Consider the following 16,104-nt stretch of genomic DNA (forward strand, 5'->3'; position numbering starts at 1 on the left):
CCGCAGCGGCGTGCGCTCGCTGCAGGGACTGGGGCTGGGGCTGGGGCTGGGGCTGCGGCCGTGTCGGACGTCGCTCGCCTCACCTGTTGATGGATGCGCCGCGCCTGTGTCGCGCACGCGCCGCGCCCGCGTCGCTAGGCTCGGGGTCATGGCTCCGCTCGACTCCGCCCCGACGCCCCCGGCTCCCGCGCCCGGTTCTCCTCTGCGCTTCGCCAAGGGGCACGGCGCCCGCAACGACTTCGTGATCCTCCAGGATCCCGACGGGGCGGCGGACATCACGCCCGAGCTCGTGCAGCGCCTGACCGAGCGCACCGCGGGACTGGGGGCCGACGGCCTGATCCGCGTCGTGCGCACCCGCGCCGCCGGCGTCGACGCACCCGCCGATGCCCCTGAGTGGTTCATGGACTACCGCAACGCCGACGGCTCGATCGCGGAGATGTGCGGCAACGGCGTGCGCGTGTTCGCGGCCGAGCTGCGCCGCACCGGCCTCGTCGGCGCCGACCGCTTCGACATCTGGACCCGCGCGGGAGTGCGGACCGTCGAGATCCTCAGCCCCCCGGAGGCCGGGGACGGCACCTGGCAGGTCCGCGTGGGCATGGGCCCCGGGCGCCTGACCGGCGAGGCCCGGACGGTCACGGTCGCCGGGCGCGAGCTCGCTGCGACCGAGGTCGACATGGGCAACCCCCACACGGTCGCGTTCCTGCCCGAGGACGCCGCGCTCGAGGACGTCGATCTCACGCGCCGCCCCGCTCTGGCCCCGGAGCCGCCGCACGGCACGAACGTCGAGCTCGTCGTCGCTCGGGGTGAGCGCCACGTGGCGATGCGGGTGCACGAGCGGGGCGTGGGGGAGACCCTCGCCTGCGGGACGGGCGCATGCGCCGTCGCCGTCGCCGCGGCGCTGCGGGCGGGCGATGAGAGCCGCCGGCCGTGGCGGGTCGATCTGCCCGGCGGCACGCTCACGATCGGCTGGACGCCCGAGGGGGACGTCACGCTCGCCGGTCCGGCCCAGATCGTCGCCGAGGGCACGCTGCTCGTCTGAGCGCGGCCCTCAGCTCTGCGGCGAGATCTCCAGGATCCGGAACCCCTTGGCGCTCGCCGCCTTGGTGACCGTGCGCCCCTTCAGATGCTGATCCAGCCAGGCTGCGAGCGGGTCGGCGCCCAGATTGCGGCCCACCACGAGAGCGCCCCAGCCGGAGGGTGCGAGGCGCGCGCACCACGTCAGCAGGAGCTCGTGCAGCGCCTCCTTGCCGATGCGGATCGGCGGGTTGGACCACAGCACGTCGATCGCCAGATCCGCGGGAACCTCCTCCGGCGCGGTGACGTGCACGTTCGTAAGCCCCAGGCGCTCGGCGTTCTCGCGCGTCAGGGCCCGGGCCCGCTCGGAGACGTCCACGGCCCACACCTGCGCATCCGGGTGCTCGAGGGCGGCGGTCAGCGCGATCGGACCCCAGCCGCAGCCGAGATCCACGATCGTCGCCTCCGGGGGAACGGCGGGCAGCGCGTCCAGGCGCCCGAGCAGCACGGAGGTCGCCTTGTCGAGCCCGCGCCCGCTGAACACGGAGGCAGAGGAGACGAGGTCGCGCTCGGCGCCGGCGAGCTGCACGCACAGCGGGTGGCGGGCATCGTCGGTCGCGCTCGTGGGGGAGAAGTAGTGCTCGGACACGCCTGCCAGGATACGGGCGCGCTCTGCGGCCCCAGGCCCTGCGCTGCGGAGTCGGGGCGAGCGGGCGGCGGGCTGCCGACCGCGCGGATGTGCCCTGCGCGAAAAGTCCTGGCCTGCTCCCGGCGAGCCGTGGGACCCTTCTGGCACCGAATCCACGACAGGAAGCGACACCGCGTGCCCATCTCCTTCCACCCGGACCCCCAGACAGACGCCGACACCGCAGTCGACGCCGGCGGAGGACCCGAGACGACGAGCCCCGGCCCGTCAGCGGTGGACGATGCTCCTGCGGATGCGACGGACGCCCTGACCGCGCGGATCCTCGCCCGCGGCGACGCCTCGATCTCCGCGACCACCTACACCTCCGAGACCGACGGCGAGCAGCTCGACCTCGCCGACCGCCACGCGCTGCGCCGCGTCAGCGGGCTGTCCACCGAGCTCGAGGACATCACCGAGGTCGAGTACCGCCAGCTGCGCCTCGAGAAGGTGGTGCTCGCCGGGATCTACACGACCGGCGGTCTCGAGGACGCGGAGAACAGCCTGCGCGAGCTCGCCGCGCTCGCCGAGACCGCGGGCTCCGAGGTGCTCGACGGGATCATGCAGCGTCGTGCCCATCCGGACCCGGCCACCTTCCTGGGCAAGGGCAAGGCCGCCGAACTCGCCGAGATCGTCGCCGAGACCGGCGCCGACACGGTCGTGGCCGACGGCGAGCTCGCGCCCAGCCAGCGTCGCGCCCTCGAGGACATCGTCAAGGTCAAGGTCATCGACCGCACCGCGCTGATCCTCGACATCTTCGCCCAGCACGCCAAGTCCCGCGAGGGCAAGGCGCAGGTGGAGCTCGCCCAGCTCGAGTACCTGCTGCCGCGCCTGCGCGGCTGGGGCGAGTCGATGTCCCGCCAGGCCGGCGGCCGCGTCGCCGGCGGTGCCGGGATCGGCTCCCGCGGCCCGGGCGAGACGAAGATCGAGCTCGATCGCCGCCGCATCCGCACCCGCATGGCCAAGCTGCGGCGCGAGATCAAGGAGATGGCGCCCGCCCGCGAGGCCAAGCGCGCCGACCGCACCCGCCGTGAGGTCCCGGCCGTCGCGATCGCCGGCTACACCAACGCGGGCAAGTCCTCGCTGCTGAACCGGCTCACCGGGGCCGGAGTGCTCGTCGAGAACGCGCTGTTCGCCACGCTGGACCCGACGGTGCGCCGCGCCGAGACGCCCGACGGACGCGAGTTCACCTTCGCCGACACCGTCGGCTTCGTGCGCCACCTGCCCACGGAGCTGGTGGAGGCCTTCCGCTCCACGCTCGAGGAGGTCGCCGACGCGGACCTCCTGCTCCACGTCGTCGACGCCTCCCACCCGGACCCCGAGGGCCAGATCCGCGCCGTCCGCACCGTGCTGGGCGAGATCGACGGCTTCGAGGTCCCCGAGATCGTGGTGCTGAACAAGGCCGATCTCGCGGAGCCGGAGACGATCGCGCGCCTGCGCAGCCAGGTCGAGCTGTCGGCCGTGGTCTCCGCCCGCACGGGCGAGGGCATCGAGGAGCTGCGCGAGCTGATCGCCGAGCACCTGCCGCGCCCGGCCGTCGAGATCGACCTCGTCGTGCCGTACACGCGCGGCGATCTCGTCTCGCGCGCCCACACGACGGGGGAGATCCTCGCCGAGGAGCACCTCGAGCACGGCACGCATCTGCGCGCGCGCGTGGACCGGGCGCTCGCCGCTGAGCTCGAGAGCGCCGCGGAGCCCGCCGCCGTCTGACGGCGTCTGACGGTGTCTTCGTGCCGCCGCGGCGGGTCGGGTGCTCAGCGGCAGGCCGGGTGCGCAGTGGCGGGCCGGGTGCGCCGCGGCGAGCCGGGCGCGCAGCGCGGCGCGGCTCACGTCGCGCCTGCCCGACGTCGCCCGCACCCGCCACTAGGGTGGACCGGTGCCCGCCTCCGATCCCGTCGTGGACGTCCCCCATCTCGACGTCCTGATGGACGCCGCGGTCGCGGCCGTCGGCGGTTCCCGACGCGAAGGGCAGACGGCGATGGCCGAGGCCGTGGACCTCGCGATGGACGGGCAGCGCCACCTGCTCGTCCAGGCCGGCACCGGCACCGGCAAGTCCCTGGCCTACCTCGTCCCCGCCCTGCGGCACGCGGTCGTCACCGGTCGCACCGTCGTGGTGTCCACGGCGACGATCGCCCTGCAGTCCCAGATAGTCCGCAAGGACCTGCCCCGCCTGGTTGAGGCCCTCGCCCCGCTGCTGCCGCGCACCCCCACCTACAGCCTGCTCAAGGGCCGCGCGAACTACGTGTGCCAGCACAAGGCCTCCGGCGGCTACCCCGATGATCTCGACCCGCAGGCCCTGTTCACCGAGGCCGCGGTCGATCCCGCGCTCGGTTCCTCCGAGCGCCTCGGCGACCAGGTCCGGCGCCTGCGGGAGTGGGCCGAGACCACCGACACCGGCGACCGCGACGACCTCGCGACGGCCGTGTCCGACCGCGCCTGGCGCCAGGTGTCCGTGACCGGTCCGCAGTGCCTGGGCTCGACCTGCCCGATGGTCGAGTCCTGCTTCGCCGAGCGCAGCCGGGCGATCGCCCGGGACGTGGACCTCGTCATCACCAACCATGCGCTCATGGCCGTCGACGCCTTCAACGGGCACGCGATCCTGCCCGAGCACGACGTGCTCGTCGTCGACGAGGCCCACGACCTCGTGGACCGCGTGACCGGTGCGGTCACCGAGGTGCTCACGCACGGGATGGTCCGCGGCGCGGTCCGCGACCTGCGTGGCCTCGGTGTGGCGGCGACGGCGCTCGACGACGCCGGCGAGCAGCTGCGCGCCGCGCTCGAGCAGATGCCCGACGGGCGGGTGATCGGCCCGCTGCCGCCACTCATGCTCGATGCACTCGTGCTGCTGCGGGCCCAGGCCCATGAGGCCCATGCCGATGCCAAGGACGCCGGTGACCCCCATGCCTCGACGACCGCCGGTGCCCGCAAGGCCGTGCGCGCGAACCTGCAGGCGATCATCGACGTGTGCGAGCGCCTCGCCGCCCCCGCGGACGACGACGTCGTCTCGGTCGCGCACTCGGAGGCGACCGGGCGCTCGAGCCTGCAGGTCGCGCCGCTCAGCGTCGCCTCGCCCATGCGCGGCACCGTGCTCGAGGACCGCACGGTCGTGATGACCTCCGCGACGCTCGCCCTCGGAGGCCGCTTCGAGCCGCCGGCCGGAAGCGTCGGCCTCCGCGCGGACGATCGCGAGGACGCCCTCGCGGCAGCCCGCGGCGACGACCGCAGCGCGTGGCGCGGCCTGGATGTGGGCAGCCCCTTCGACTACCGGCGCCAGGGGATCCTGTACGTCGCCCGCCATCTGCCGCCGCCCGGCCGCGAGGGGCCCTCGCTCGCGATGCTCGACCACCTGACGGAGCTCCTCGAGGCCTCGCGCGGCGGTGCGCTGTGCCTGTTCTCCTCGCGCCGCGGCGCCGAGCTCGCCGCCGAGCACGTCCGCGCGCGCACGGCGCTGCCCATCGGCCTGCAGGGCGAGGACTCCCTGAGCTCCCTGGTGCGGGACTTCAGCGCCGACGAGGCGACGAGCCTGTTCGGGACGCTCTCGCTGTGGCAGGGCGTGGACGTCCAGGGGCGCGCCTGCCGCCTCGTCACGATCGATCGCATCCCCTTCCCCCGACCCGATGACCCGCTCACGGCGGCGCGCCAGGAGCGCTGGTCCCAGCGCGGAGGCAACGGGTTCATGGCGATCTCGGCGCAGCATGCGGCGCTGCTCATGGCCCAGGGCGCCGGGCGCCTGATCCGCTCGGGGGAGGATCGCGGCATGGTCGCAGTGCTGGACCCGCGCCTGGCGACCAAGCGCTACGGGGCCTTCCTCACCACCGCCATGCCGCCGATGTGGCGGACCGATGACCCCGCCACCGCGCTCGCGGCGCTGGATCGGCTGGCGCGGGCCTAGGCTCCGCGGCCGCGGGCACCGGCCGTTGACACCGGCCGCGCACACCGGCCGCGGGTGCCGACCGCGGGTGCCGGCCGCGGGTGCCGGCCGTGATCAGACGGCGCGGAGGACCGCCACGACCTTGCCCAGGATCTGGGCGTCGTCGCCCAGGATCGGGGCGAACGAGGGGTTGTGGGGCATGAGCCAGATGTGCCCGTCGCGCTGGACGAACGTCTTGACCGTCGCCTCCCCGTCGATCATGGCCGCGACGATCTCGCCCTTCTCCGCCACGTTCTGGGAGCGGACGACCACCCAGTCCCCGTCGCAGATCGCGGCGTCGACCATGGAGTCCCCGACGACCTGCAGCAGGAAGAGCTCGCCGGAGCCGACGAGCTGCTGGGGGAGGGTGAAGACGTCCTCGATCTGCTCCTCGGCGGTGATCGGGACGCCCGCGGCGATGCGGCCGACGAGCGGGACCGCGACCGACGGCGATGCCTGCACCTCGGTGCCGCTCCCCGCCCCCGGGTCGCCGCTCTCATCGGGCAGGACAATCTCCATCGCGCGCGGGCGCTTGGGGTCGCGACGCAGGTAGCCCTTGCGCTCGAGCGCGTGGAGCTGGTGGGAGACCGAGGAGGGCGAGGTGAGGCCGACGGCGTCCCCGATCTCGCGCATCGTGGGCGGATAGCCGCGGTCGGCGATCGCGCGGGCGATGGTCTCGAGGATGGTCCGCTGGCGCGGCGACAGCGACGCGCTCTCGGCGGCGTCGGCGCTGCCGAGAGCCGGTGCGGCGCCGCTCGTCGTGGCGGTCTCCGCCGCCGTGCTGTCGGTGGTGCCGCCGTCCGTCGTGCTGCTGGGCATCGTGCCGGCCTCTCTTCCGCGGCGACGGCCCGCTCGGAGCACGGGCCCGCCTTCGTTCGTCACACCCCCCTGGTGGAGTGATCACGTCACCCAGAGTAGGGCGCTCGCACGCGCGTTCCAAACATGTGTTCGAGCGTGTCTTGCGCCGACAGCCTCGGAGCCCTACAGTCGTACACATATTCGATCGAACAGGAGTTCGGACTGATGATCACAATCGCCGCCGTCCAGGCCCCCGCCGCCCCGTCCTCGCGCACGAGTGCGCGCGCATCCCGAAAGGGTGTTCGACTCGAGATCACCCGCCGCGGCCGGATCGTGCGCGCTCTCGTGCTCGTCCTCCTCGCGGCCGCCGTGCTCTTCGCCGCCCTGACCGAGGTCGGTGCGACGGGCGCACTCGCCGACCTCGCGCGCGGTCCCGAGACCGTGTCCGTGACGGTGCAGCCCGGGGACACCCTGTGGGAGTACGGCCAGACCTACGCCTCCGAGGGCGCGGACCTGCGCGACTGGGTGCTCGACGTCCAGCGCGCTAATGGCCTGCCGAGCGTCGAGCTCACCGCGGGCACGCAGATCGAGGTCCCCGTCGGCGCGTGACCGCCGCTGTCGGCGCGGAAGCGCCGTCGGCGATCCGACCGCTCCGCGGAGGACCTGGCGGCGCACGGTACTCTGAGCACGTGCACTGTCCTTTCTGCCGCCACCCGGATTCGCGCGTCGTCGACTCGCGGACCGCTGACGACGGCGCCTCGATCCGTCGGCGTCGGCAGTGCCCGCAGTGCTCCCGTCGTTTCTCGACGATTGAGTCCGCCTCACTCGCCGTGGTCAAGCGCTCGGGCGCCAGTGAGCCGTTCAGCCGCGCCAAGGTCGTCTCGGGTGCCCGGAAGGCGTGCCAGGGGCGTCCCGTGACCGACGACCAGCTGGCCCTCCTCGCGCAGAAGGTCGAGGAGGCGATCCGTCAGAGCGGTCAGGCGGAGGTCGAGGCGCACGACGTCGGGCTCGCCATCCTCCAGCCGCTGCGCGAGCTCGACCTCGTCGCGTACCTGCGCTTCGCGAGCGTCTACCAGAACTTCGACTCCCTCGACGACTTCGAGGCCGCGATCGCGCAGCTGCGAGCGGAAGAGGGCGACGCTCCCTCAGGCGGCGCGGAGGCATCGGCGGACGCATCGCCCGCTTCCTGACCCCGACCCCGGGCCGAGTCCGCCCCGGCGGAGGTGATCGGTGCGGCCGGGGATGAGCCGCTCGGCCGGGCCCGGGTCTGCTTCTGGGCCTGGTCCTGGTCGCTCACCTACTTTCGGTCCTGCTTCTGAGTCCGCTTCCGGGTCGGGCTGATTCCGGTCCCGAGCACCCGCGCCCGTCCCGTATGATGGTCCGCGTGCGCCTCGCGCGCACCTGACCGGCGGTCGTGGAGGGGAAGCCTCGGCCGCCGGTCTTCTCATGCCGGGAGGCGTCGCATGCTCGGCGCGAGCCCTGTGCTCTCGCGTCTCATCCCCGGCGGATCCTCATGCCCGCGGAGACGATCCCTCAGGACTCCGCGGTCACCAGCGCCGACGCGAGAGCCTGCGGCAGCGGCCGCGCGTGGACGATGTCCAGGCGCTGGGTCGACCGCGTCATCGCGACATAGAGGTCCCCGGCGCCGCGCGTGTGGCCCGTCAGGAGATCCGCGGGCTCGACCAGCACGACGCCGTCGAACTCGAGCCCCTTGGCGTCCTGCGCGCTCATCACGGCGATGACGTCGTCGATCCCTGCGCTGCCCTGTCCCACCCGGGGCAGATCCTGGGCTCGGCGCAGCTCGGCGGCGAGGTCGGCGACGCGGTCCTCGGCGGTGATCACCGCGATGCGCCCGGCGCCCGAATCCAGCTGCTCGCGGCACAGTTCGAGGGTCCGCGCAGCCATCGCGTCGGCCTCTTCTGCAGATGCGGTCACGGGATGCTCGCCGTCACGGACGGAGGACACGGCGGCCACGGGCAGCTCGAGCTCCTCGGCCGTCGCGACGGCCACGTCCATGATGCGCCGGGGCGTGCGGTAGTTGACGGTGAGCTCCTCGATCTCGAGGCGATCCTCCACGAAGGGGCCGAGCGCCGCGCTCCAGGAGGCGTAGCCCGCCGCCGAGGAGGTCTGGGCGACGTCGCCGACGATGGTGAAGGACTTCGTGGGGCAGCGCCGCATGAGGGCGCGCCACATCATCGCGGAGTTCTCCTGCGCCTCGTCGACGACCACGTGCCCGTACGTCCAGGCGCGCTCGGTGCTGGCCCGTTCGGCCAGCGTGCGGCCGTCCCGCGTGCGGCCGACGTGGTCGGCGAGGTCCTCCGCGCGGACCATGCCGGAGGTGTCGAAGCTCTCGAGCACCTCGCGCGCGTAGGCGACGTCGCCCTCGCGCTGGGACTGGGCGCGGGCCGCAGCGGTGCGCTGGAGCTCGCCGTCGCCGCCCAGGAGCTCGGCGACCTCGTCGAGCAGAGGGATGTCCTCGACCGTCCACGGGGAGTCCTTGGGGCGGTGCAGCAGGGCGAGGCTCTCGCGCGGCAGCGAGGCCGGCGCGGCCGCGCGCAGACGCTCGGGCCGCGACAGCAGGATCCGCAGGAAGGACTCCGGCGTGTACGGCAGCCAGGCGAGGTTCAGGGCGCGGCGCACCTCGGGATGCTCGCGCAGATCGGAGAGGTGCCCGGGGCGGTCCTCGGGCACGATCGTGTGCCCGCGGGAGCGGAGCGCCTGCTCGTAGCGGACGACGAGACGGTCGAGCGCGGCGCGCACGAACACGGTGCGGGCCTCGTTGTGGGGACGGTGGGTGGCCCGGGCCTCGCGGCGGGCGGCCCGGATGTCGTCGCTCGCGAGCACCACCGGGACGCCGTCGATCGAGATGCGCTGATCCTTCGACGGGACGATCTGACGCTGCTTGACGGCGCGCGCGAGGAGGGCGGCCATCGCGGCGTCGCCCTTGACGGCGGCGATCGCGTCGTCGTCGTGCAGCGTGGTCTCGATGCCGGGGACGAGCTCGCCGGGGGTCAGCATGACCACGCCGGACTCGCCGAGGCTGGGGAGGACGCGCTCGATGTAGCGGAGGAACCCGCGGGTCGGCGCGACGATCAGCACGCCGGAGTGCTCGAGCCGGCGGCGGTGGGTGTAGAGCAGGTAGGCGGCGCGGTGGAGGGCGACGGCGGTCTTGCCGGTGCCGGGCCCGCCCTGCACGACCAGCACGCCGCGGTTGTCGGAGCGGATGATGCGGTCCTGCTCGGCCTGGATGGTGGCGACGATGTCGCCCATGCGGCCTGTGCGCTGGGTGGAGACGGCGGCGAGGAGGGCGCCCTCGCCCTGCAGCGCGAGGGACTCGGCGGCGCCCTCGTCCTCGAGCACGGAGGAGTCCAGCAGGTCGTCCTCGAGTCCGATCACGGTGCGGCCGCGGGTGATGAGGTGGCGGCGCAGGCGCACGCCCTGCCGGTCGAGGCTCGTGGCCTGGTAGAACGCGGCGGCCGCGGGGGCGCGCCAGTCGACCAGCAGTTGCTCGCGCTCGGGGGTGAACAGGCCGATGCGCCCGATGTAGTGGCGGGCGTCGTCATCGGTGTCGAGGCGCCCGAACACCACGTTCTGGGAGGCCGTGCGCAGCAGTGCGAGGCGGTCCTCGTACAGGGCCACGAAGGCGTCGCGCTCGGAGCGGTTCTGGTGCGTGGATGCGTTCTGGGACTGCTGCGCCTCGTCGAGGTTCCGCGACATCTGCCCGATGAGCTCGTCCACGCGCGCGTAGAGCCTGTCGGCGTACGCCTGCTCCTGGCCGATCTGCTCGACGGAGGGGTCCACTGCGGCCTCCTGGTGCCCTGCTGGAACAGGAGCGCCGCCCGGGGCGGGGCGCTTCCTGACGGCGTGTCTGGCTGCACGCGGTGATCCATTATGGTGGATCGGCAGGGCGCCCCGGGAATCGGCCGGTCCTGTCCGAGCCGGGCGGGCCCGGCGTCGATGCGAGGAGGTGGGGCCGTGCGCGATCCGCGGGAGCTGTACGCCTTCGAGTCCGCCGATGTCGTCGCGGCGGTTCCGCGCGGCAGCCTCACCCTCGTCCATGCGCTGCCGGGCATCGTGGACGCGGGCAGCGCCTCGCGCATCGCGGCGGCTTATCTGCGCGACAGCCTGCGGCATGTGCGCCTGGTGACCTTCGACGCCGATGAGCTGCTGGACTACCGCGGCTCGCGCCCGCAGGCGACGTTCGACGGGCGGCGCTTCACCGAGATCGACGTCCCCGAGGTGGCTCTCTACCTCATGTACGACGATGCGGACCGTCCCTTCCTCCTGCTCGACGGCCCCGAGCCCGATCTGCAGTGGCGGCGCTTCGCCCAGGCGCTGATCGACCTGGTCGAGTTCTTCGATGTCGAGCGCGTGGTGTCGATGAACGCGGTGCCGATGGCGGTCCCGCATACCCGCCCGATCTCCCTCATCTCGCACGCCAACGACGAATCGCTGCTGGATCCGACGGATCAGCTCCCGGGGGACTCCCCGGAGATGATCGTCCCGGCGTCGTTCGGCGCCTACCTCGAGCAGGAGCTGGGGCGCGCGGACCACCCGGCGATGGGCTTCGTGGCGCAGATCCCTCACTATCTGACCCGCTCGGACTTCCCGGCCGGTGCGCTCGCGCTGCTGCGGCGCGTGAGCACCGCGACGGGCCTGGAGCTGCCGCTGGTGGATCTGGGGGACCTCACCGATGCCGCCGGCATCGCCCTCGGGGAGACGCTCGCCGGCATCGAGGAGGTGCAGGGGGTCGTCGCCTCGCTCGAGGAGACCTACGACGCGATGCACGACGGCGAGGGCATGGGTCCGGCGGGTCTGGCGACGTCGATCGACATGCCCACGGCCGATGAGATCGCCGACCACTTCGAGCGCTTCCTCGCGCGCCGCGACGACGAGGGGTCTGCCGGTCCCGAGCAGGGATGATGCAGTGCACCGGGCCGACCGAGCGGTCGGGCGCACCGGTGCGTGTCGTCCGCACGCCTCTCGCGCTCCTGTCCGCTCATCTCCCGTGCTCATCTCTCGCGCCCCTCAGGTGCGCCGTGCACGCCGGGCGACCGAGGTCCGCCTCGGCTGGCGTTCACCGTCTGTTCTCCACCCGGATCCCGTGAACGGTGTACACCTCGCGTGATGCGTGCAATGATGAGCGTCGTTGCAGTGAATGAGTACGTCCAGCAGTACGGCCCGACGTCCCGCCTCATCCGAGCGGGGGACCCACGGCACCTGGTGCACGACCCGCTTCTCTCAGGAGTGGTGGCTTCACGAGCGGCTTCAAGATCGCAGTTCGCGATCGACTGATACCGACCGAAAGTGGTTTCAACATGGCACAGGGTGCTGTCAAGTGGTTCAACGCTGAGAAGGGCTTCGGCTTCATCGAGATCGACGGCGGTGGCGCGGACGTGTTCGTCCACCACTCCAAGATCGACATGGACGGCTACCGCGCTCTCGATGAGGGCCAGCGCGTGGAGTTCGACGTCGCTCAGGGCGACAAGGGCCCGCAGGCGGAGAACGTCCGCCCCCTCTGATCGAGGGCGCGACCCCCGATTCTTCCACGAGGGGCGGCAGAGGAGAGATCCTCTGCCGCCCCTCGCGGCATGTCAGGGCAGCAGCTCGGAGCGTTGCCGGTGCGGACCGGGCCACGTCATCCGGTGCGGACCAGTCCCGTTGCCGCTGCGGACCGGACCGCGGCACCCGATGCTCTGTCCGCGGTTCTGCTCTGTGCAGCCCAGATCTGTGCGGCCCTGAGCAGCGGTGCCATCTTCACGGGGCCCGATCACGGGGTCCTCCTGTGCACTGGGCCCTGATCAGCGGGGCCCTGATCAGTCCGCGAGGACGCGCCCGGACGCCGCGAGGCGGGCGAGGTCCGCCTCCCCGACGAGACGCACGGCGACGGCGTCGGAGCGCAGAGCCCGGTCGATGCCGTCCGCGAGCGGCTGCTGCGAGGCCACGAGCACGCTGTTGCCCCGCCGCTTGCCCGCCAGCACCGCGTTCTCGGCGATGACGCCGATGTGCGCGAACGCCGTGCGCAGGGTGACGAGCTCGTCGGCGAGCACCGCCCGGGATGACGGCCTCCCCGCGCTGTTGACCAGGTAGACGCCGTCGTCCCGCAGCACCCGAGCGGCGTGGGCCGCCGCAGCGGTCCCGCGCAGCGGCAGGGGGGTCTCGGCCCCGGCGAAGACGTCCCGGATCAGGACGCCGAAGCGCGCCTCCCGCCAGGAGGCGAGCGCGACGGCGGCGTCCTCGGCGCGGATCCGCAGGGCAGGGGAGCGGGGCAGGTCGAACCAGGTGCGCGCGTGCTCGGCGAGATCGGCGTCGAGCTCGACGACGATCTGCCGCGCTGCGGGATGCTCCGCGGCCAGCGCGCGGGGGAGGGAGCAGCCGCCGCCGCCCAGGTGCGCGATCTCGAGGCGTCCGGCGCCCGGAGCCGTCGCGGCGAGGTGGACCCGCAGCGCGGTCTGCATCCAGCGCATGTATTCGAAGACGAGGTGGCGAGGGTCGGGGTGCTGGTACGAGCTGGGCACGCCGTTGACCTCGATGAGGACGCCGCCGTCGGTCTCCGGCACGAGCCGGGCCGTGCCCGTGGCGATCGGGATGGGCACGTTCGTCGGGCCCAGGTGCGGGAACGGGGCGGAAGAGGGAGGGCCGCTCCCGCGTCGTCTGACCATGGCGCAACTCTAGGGCGAACGGTGGGGTCCGAGGTCCGAGGTCCGAGGTCCGGGGTCCGGGGTCTGGGGTCTGGGGTCCGCGGCGCAGGGCGCAGGAGCAGGGCAGAGCCGGCCCGTCGCAACGGGCGGCTGGCGCGGGGATCGATGGCATCCCGATTCCTCCCCAGAGCAGGCTCATCCACCGCCCGCTTCGTTCGTCGGGGGGTCGCCGTAGCGTCGGGGACACGACCCGCAGGGGGTCGGGGAGGAGGTCCCAACATGATCATCGCCATGAACAGCATCGCCATCGACATCGCGCGGAGGCCTGAGAGCGCACGCGGCATCGCCGGCGCATCCGGACTGCGGACGGCGCCGCATCTGGTCCGCCTCGACCGCGCGCTCGGGGAGCTCGAGCGGGCGCGCGCTCTCGTCGACCAGGCCGAGCGCCTGCGCACCGTCGACGCACGCGCGGCGTTCGAGCTCGCGCACCGCAGCGCCCTGCGCGCCGCGGGCGTGGTCATCGACGAGGCCAACCGGGCACGCCGCCGACGCCTCCCGCTCAACGCCTGGGACGCGCTCTCGCGCTGCGGCGCCCATCACCGCGCCTGGGCGCAGGAGGTCGCGCCGATGGTGGCCGAGCGCGCCCGCCTCGACCGCGATGAGACGGCCTCCCCGGACCTCGCCCTGCTCGAGGAGCACTGCCGGCGGACCCGTGAGCGGATCGAGGGCGTCCGGGCCGAGATCACGCTCGCCCTGCTGCCCGAGCTGCCCGCGGCCGTCGAGAGGGGGCGCGACTAGCATGTCCTGGCGCGCGGGAGAGGGGAGCGGAGCCGATGAGCCGGGACGATGCGTCGATCCTCCACCTCGACATGGACTCCTTCTTCGCGTCCGTGGAGATCCGCGACGATCCCGCGCTGCGCGGTCTGCCGGTCGTGGTGGGCGGGGCCGGTCCGCGCGGCGTGGTCGCGGCGGCGAGCTATCCGGCGCGAGCATTCGGCGTCCGCTCGGCCATGCCGATCGGCGCCGCCCGCCGCCTGTGCCCCGATCTCGTGATCATCCCGCCCCGCGGAGACCGTTACCGCGAGGCCTCCCGCAAGGTGATGGAGCTGCTCGCCTCGGTATGCGCCGAGATCGAGCAGATCAGCATCGACGAGGCGTTCCTCGACGTGCGGGGCGCGCGGCGCCAGTTCGGGACCCCGGCGCAGATCGGGCAGCTCCTGAGGTCGCGGATCCGCGCCGAGCTCGATCTGCCCTGCAGCGTCGGAGCCGCTGTCTCGCGCCCGGTCGCGAAGATCGCCTCGGCGCGCGCCAAGCCGGACGGCCTGCTGGTCGTGGAACCGGAGCGGACCGCCGAGTTCCTCGCGCCGCTGCCCGTCGGGGCCGTCTCCGGCATCGGTCCCGCCGCGGTCGCCGGGCTCGAGCGCCTGGGGATCCGTCGCATCGGGCAGATCGCCGAGACGCCGCTGCCCGCGCTCCGCAAAGCGCTCGGCGTGCAGGCCGAGCAGGTGCTGCGCATCGCCCGCGGCGAGGACCGCACCGGGATCGGGACCCGCGTCCGCGACCGCTCGGTCGGCATGGAGCGCACATACGACATCGATATCGAGGATCCGGCAGAGGTGCGGCGGCGCCTCACCGTCATGGCCGATGCTGTCGCCGCCTCGCTGAGGCGCAAGGGGCTGACCGCACGGACGGTGGCCCTGAAGCTGCGAGCGCCGGACGGCACGACGATCACCAGATCGGCGACCTTCGACCAGCCGACCGCGAGCGGAGAGCGCCTCCGCGAGCACGTCGTCGAGCTCTGGGAGCGGGCCGCACCGCAGATGCCCCGCGTGCGCCTGGCCGGAGTGCGCGCGGAGCACCTGCGGCCGGCGGCCGAGCAGGCGGCGCCGGCGGAGCTGCAGGGCCGGACGGCCACCTGGCAGGAGCTCGAGGCCGCCATGGACCGGGCACGGGAGCGCTTCGGTGCGGAGACGCTCGCCCGCGGCTCCACCCTGCCGGGGGCGCCGCCGGGGGAGGTGGGGCCGGACGCCCCGTCGTCGCAGCCGCCCCAGGCACAGGTCGAGGTTCCCCCGCCGTCGGCTCGGCACTATCCTGGAGGGACAGTTGGGGAGCGCGATCGCCGCTGACTCGTCGAACGCCTGCGGGTGCTGCCGACGGGACGAGCGACCGGGCCCTCACCGACACCGCAGGGCCGGTCCCCGCCATGAGCCGAGGAGTCGCGACGATGCCGCTTTCCGATCACGAACAGAAGATGCTCGAGGAGCTCGAGCGTCAGCTCTTCGCCGAGGACCCGCGCCTGGCCCGCACCTTCGAGAACGCGACCCGTCCGCGCCGCGATCGTCGGCGCGTGGGCCTGGGGATCCTCGGCGTCGTCGCCGGGCTCGCGCTGCTGGTCCTGGCCGTGGCCCTCCCGGCCGTCTGGCTCGGCGTCCTCGCCTTCGCGCTCATGGTCGCCGCGGGGGTCTGGACCGTCACGGCACCCGCGCAGACCGCCGACGGCCCGCGACCCGGAACCGATGGACGCCCCGCGCCGACCGCCGAGCAGCAGTCGGGCTCGTTCATGCGTCGCATGGAGGAGCGCTGGGACCGCAGGGGCGATGACCGCCTCGGCTGACAGCGCCCGCCGCCGGTGAAGGCCCTCGCGCTGACGGTGTCGATGGTGGCGACGGGCGCCAGCCTCCCGCCCGGTCCCCTGGCATCGCGTCCGCAGCGCCCGACAGCGCGTGCTCGCATCACCTGAGAGCGCCATATCGCTGCGCCTGACCGCGCCTGCTCGCAGCACGTGACGCCACCGCATCGCAGCGCCCCGCCCATCCGGCGGGGCGCTGCCGTGCTCTGAGCCGGCGGCCGCACGAGCGCGCCCGGTCCCGTTCGGCCCGCTGACCCCAGACGGGTCTCCACATCGCTCCCCGCTGCGCTCCCCGGACGTCTCGCGGGGGCCTCCGCATCGCTACCCGCTGCGCTCCCCAGACGTCTCCCAGGCTCATCCACTCCGCTCCACCACCTTCTCCACCGCGCACCACCGTGCGGTCGTCGGTGCTGGCACCCACATGACGATC

Annotated in this window: 14 protein-coding genes; 10 read left to right on the plus strand and 4 right to left on the minus strand. The window is 73.5% G+C overall.

Annotation, left to right across the window (positions count from 1 at the left end; genetic code table 11):
* The first annotated feature begins 148 nt into the window (after positions 1-148).
* The gene (gene dapF, locus FM110_RS06790) at positions 149-1,039 is read left to right on the plus strand and encodes a diaminopimelate epimerase (protein WP_087103876.1); all 891 of its coding nucleotides are present in this window, start codon (positions 149-151) and stop codon (positions 1,037-1,039) included.
* Positions 1,040-1,048: 9 nt separating this feature from the next.
* On the opposite strand, the gene FM110_RS06795 is transcribed toward dapF, so the two are convergent.
* Positions 1,049-1,663, minus strand: coding sequence for a class I SAM-dependent methyltransferase (locus tag FM110_RS06795; RefSeq protein WP_087103879.1), 615 nt, complete (start codon positions 1,661-1,663; stop codon positions 1,049-1,051).
* Between the two features lie 174 nt (positions 1,664-1,837).
* Between FM110_RS06795 and hflX the strand changes: the two genes are divergently transcribed.
* Both hflX and FM110_RS06805 read left to right on the plus strand, forming a co-directional pair.
* Entirely contained in the window at positions 1,838-3,406 is a 1,569-nt protein-coding gene (gene hflX / locus FM110_RS06800; protein ID WP_087103881.1) for a GTPase HflX, read from the plus strand.
* A 166-nt stretch (positions 3,407-3,572) separates the two neighbouring features.
* Complete coding sequence (locus FM110_RS06805) at positions 3,573-5,588, plus strand: ATP-dependent DNA helicase (protein ID WP_327230520.1); 2,016 nt, start codon at positions 3,573-3,575, stop codon at positions 5,586-5,588.
* 93 nt (positions 5,589-5,681) lie between these two features.
* Here the strand turns inward: FM110_RS06805 and lexA are convergent, their stop codons facing one another.
* Positions 5,682-6,425, minus strand: coding sequence for a transcriptional repressor LexA (gene lexA / locus FM110_RS06810; RefSeq protein ID WP_087103883.1), 744 nt, complete (start codon positions 6,423-6,425; stop codon positions 5,682-5,684).
* 204 nt (positions 6,426-6,629) lie between these two features.
* Between lexA and FM110_RS06815 the strand changes: the two genes are divergently transcribed.
* Complete coding sequence (locus tag FM110_RS06815) at positions 6,630-7,013, plus strand: hypothetical protein (protein WP_087103885.1); 384 nt, start codon at positions 6,630-6,632, stop codon at positions 7,011-7,013.
* An 80-nt stretch (positions 7,014-7,093) separates the two neighbouring features.
* Positions 7,094-7,594, plus strand: coding sequence for a transcriptional regulator NrdR (nrdR, locus tag FM110_RS06820; protein WP_087103887.1), 501 nt, complete (start codon positions 7,094-7,096; stop codon positions 7,592-7,594).
* A gap of 343 nt (positions 7,595-7,937) precedes the next feature.
* Here the strand turns inward: nrdR and FM110_RS06825 are convergent, their stop codons facing one another.
* On the minus strand, positions 7,938-10,205 hold the full coding sequence (locus FM110_RS06825; RefSeq protein ID WP_234991996.1) for a HelD family protein: 2,268 nt from the start codon (positions 10,203-10,205) through the stop codon (positions 7,938-7,940).
* A 174-nt stretch (positions 10,206-10,379) separates the two neighbouring features.
* Here FM110_RS06825 and FM110_RS06830 point away from each other — a divergent pair, with 174 nt between their 5' ends.
* Together FM110_RS06830 and FM110_RS06835 are read left to right on the plus strand one after the other, a co-directional pair.
* Positions 10,380-11,327, plus strand: coding sequence for a proteasome assembly chaperone family protein (locus tag FM110_RS06830; protein WP_087103889.1), 948 nt, complete (start codon positions 10,380-10,382; stop codon positions 11,325-11,327).
* 395 nt (positions 11,328-11,722) lie between these two features.
* Positions 11,723-11,926 (plus strand): cold-shock protein, encoded by a 204-nt coding sequence (locus FM110_RS06835; RefSeq protein ID WP_087103891.1) that lies wholly within the window; start codon positions 11,723-11,725, stop codon positions 11,924-11,926.
* A gap of 294 nt (positions 11,927-12,220) precedes the next feature.
* Here FM110_RS06835 and FM110_RS06840 read toward each other — a convergent pair whose 3' ends face one another.
* Positions 12,221-13,066, minus strand: coding sequence for a spermidine synthase (locus FM110_RS06840; protein ID WP_087103892.1), 846 nt, complete (start codon positions 13,064-13,066; stop codon positions 12,221-12,223).
* Between the two features lie 270 nt (positions 13,067-13,336).
* Between FM110_RS06840 and FM110_RS06845 the strand changes: the two genes are divergently transcribed.
* The 3 genes from FM110_RS06845 (at position 13,337) to FM110_RS06855 (ending at position 15,659) form a co-directional block, all read left to right on the plus strand.
* Positions 13,337-13,843: a hypothetical protein gene (locus tag FM110_RS06845; RefSeq protein ID WP_143276299.1), complete on the plus strand. Its 507-nt coding sequence runs from the start codon at positions 13,337-13,339 to the stop codon at positions 13,841-13,843.
* 35 nt (positions 13,844-13,878) lie between these two features.
* The gene (gene dinB / locus FM110_RS06850) at positions 13,879-15,171 is read left to right on the plus strand and encodes a DNA polymerase IV (RefSeq protein ID WP_087103896.1); all 1,293 of its coding nucleotides are present in this window, start codon (positions 13,879-13,881) and stop codon (positions 15,169-15,171) included.
* Between the two features lie 98 nt (positions 15,172-15,269).
* Entirely contained in the window at positions 15,270-15,659 is a 390-nt protein-coding gene (locus FM110_RS06855; protein WP_087103898.1) for a DUF3040 domain-containing protein, read from the plus strand.
* Positions 15,660-16,104: the final 445 nt, after the last annotated feature.

Source organism: Brachybacterium nesterenkovii (genome assembly GCF_900163655.1).
Lineage (GTDB): Bacteria > Actinomycetota > Actinomycetes > Actinomycetales > Dermabacteraceae > Brachybacterium > Brachybacterium nesterenkovii.

Bases quoted from the DNA above. Each gene is read 5' to 3' on its own strand.
- dapF (WP_087103876.1), top strand. From the start codon at position 149: ATGGCTCCGCTCGACTCCGCCCCGACGCCCCCGGCTCCCGCGCCCGGT.
- lexA (WP_087103883.1), bottom strand. From the start codon at position 6,425: ATGCCCAGCAGCACGACGGACGGCGGCACCACCGACAGCACGGCGGCG.
- FM110_RS06815 (WP_087103885.1), top strand. From the start codon at position 6,630: ATGATCACAATCGCCGCCGTCCAGGCCCCCGCCGCCCCGTCCTCGCGC.
- FM110_RS06835 (WP_087103891.1), top strand. From the start codon at position 11,723: ATGGCACAGGGTGCTGTCAAGTGGTTCAACGCTGAGAAGGGCTTCGGC.
- FM110_RS06840 (WP_087103892.1), bottom strand. From the start codon at position 13,066: ATGGTCAGACGACGCGGGAGCGGCCCTCCCTCTTCCGCCCCGTTCCCG.
- FM110_RS06845 (WP_143276299.1), top strand. From the start codon at position 13,337: ATGAACAGCATCGCCATCGACATCGCGCGGAGGCCTGAGAGCGCACGC.
- dinB (WP_087103896.1), top strand. From the start codon at position 13,879: ATGAGCCGGGACGATGCGTCGATCCTCCACCTCGACATGGACTCCTTC.
- FM110_RS06855 (WP_087103898.1), top strand. From the start codon at position 15,270: ATGCCGCTTTCCGATCACGAACAGAAGATGCTCGAGGAGCTCGAGCGT.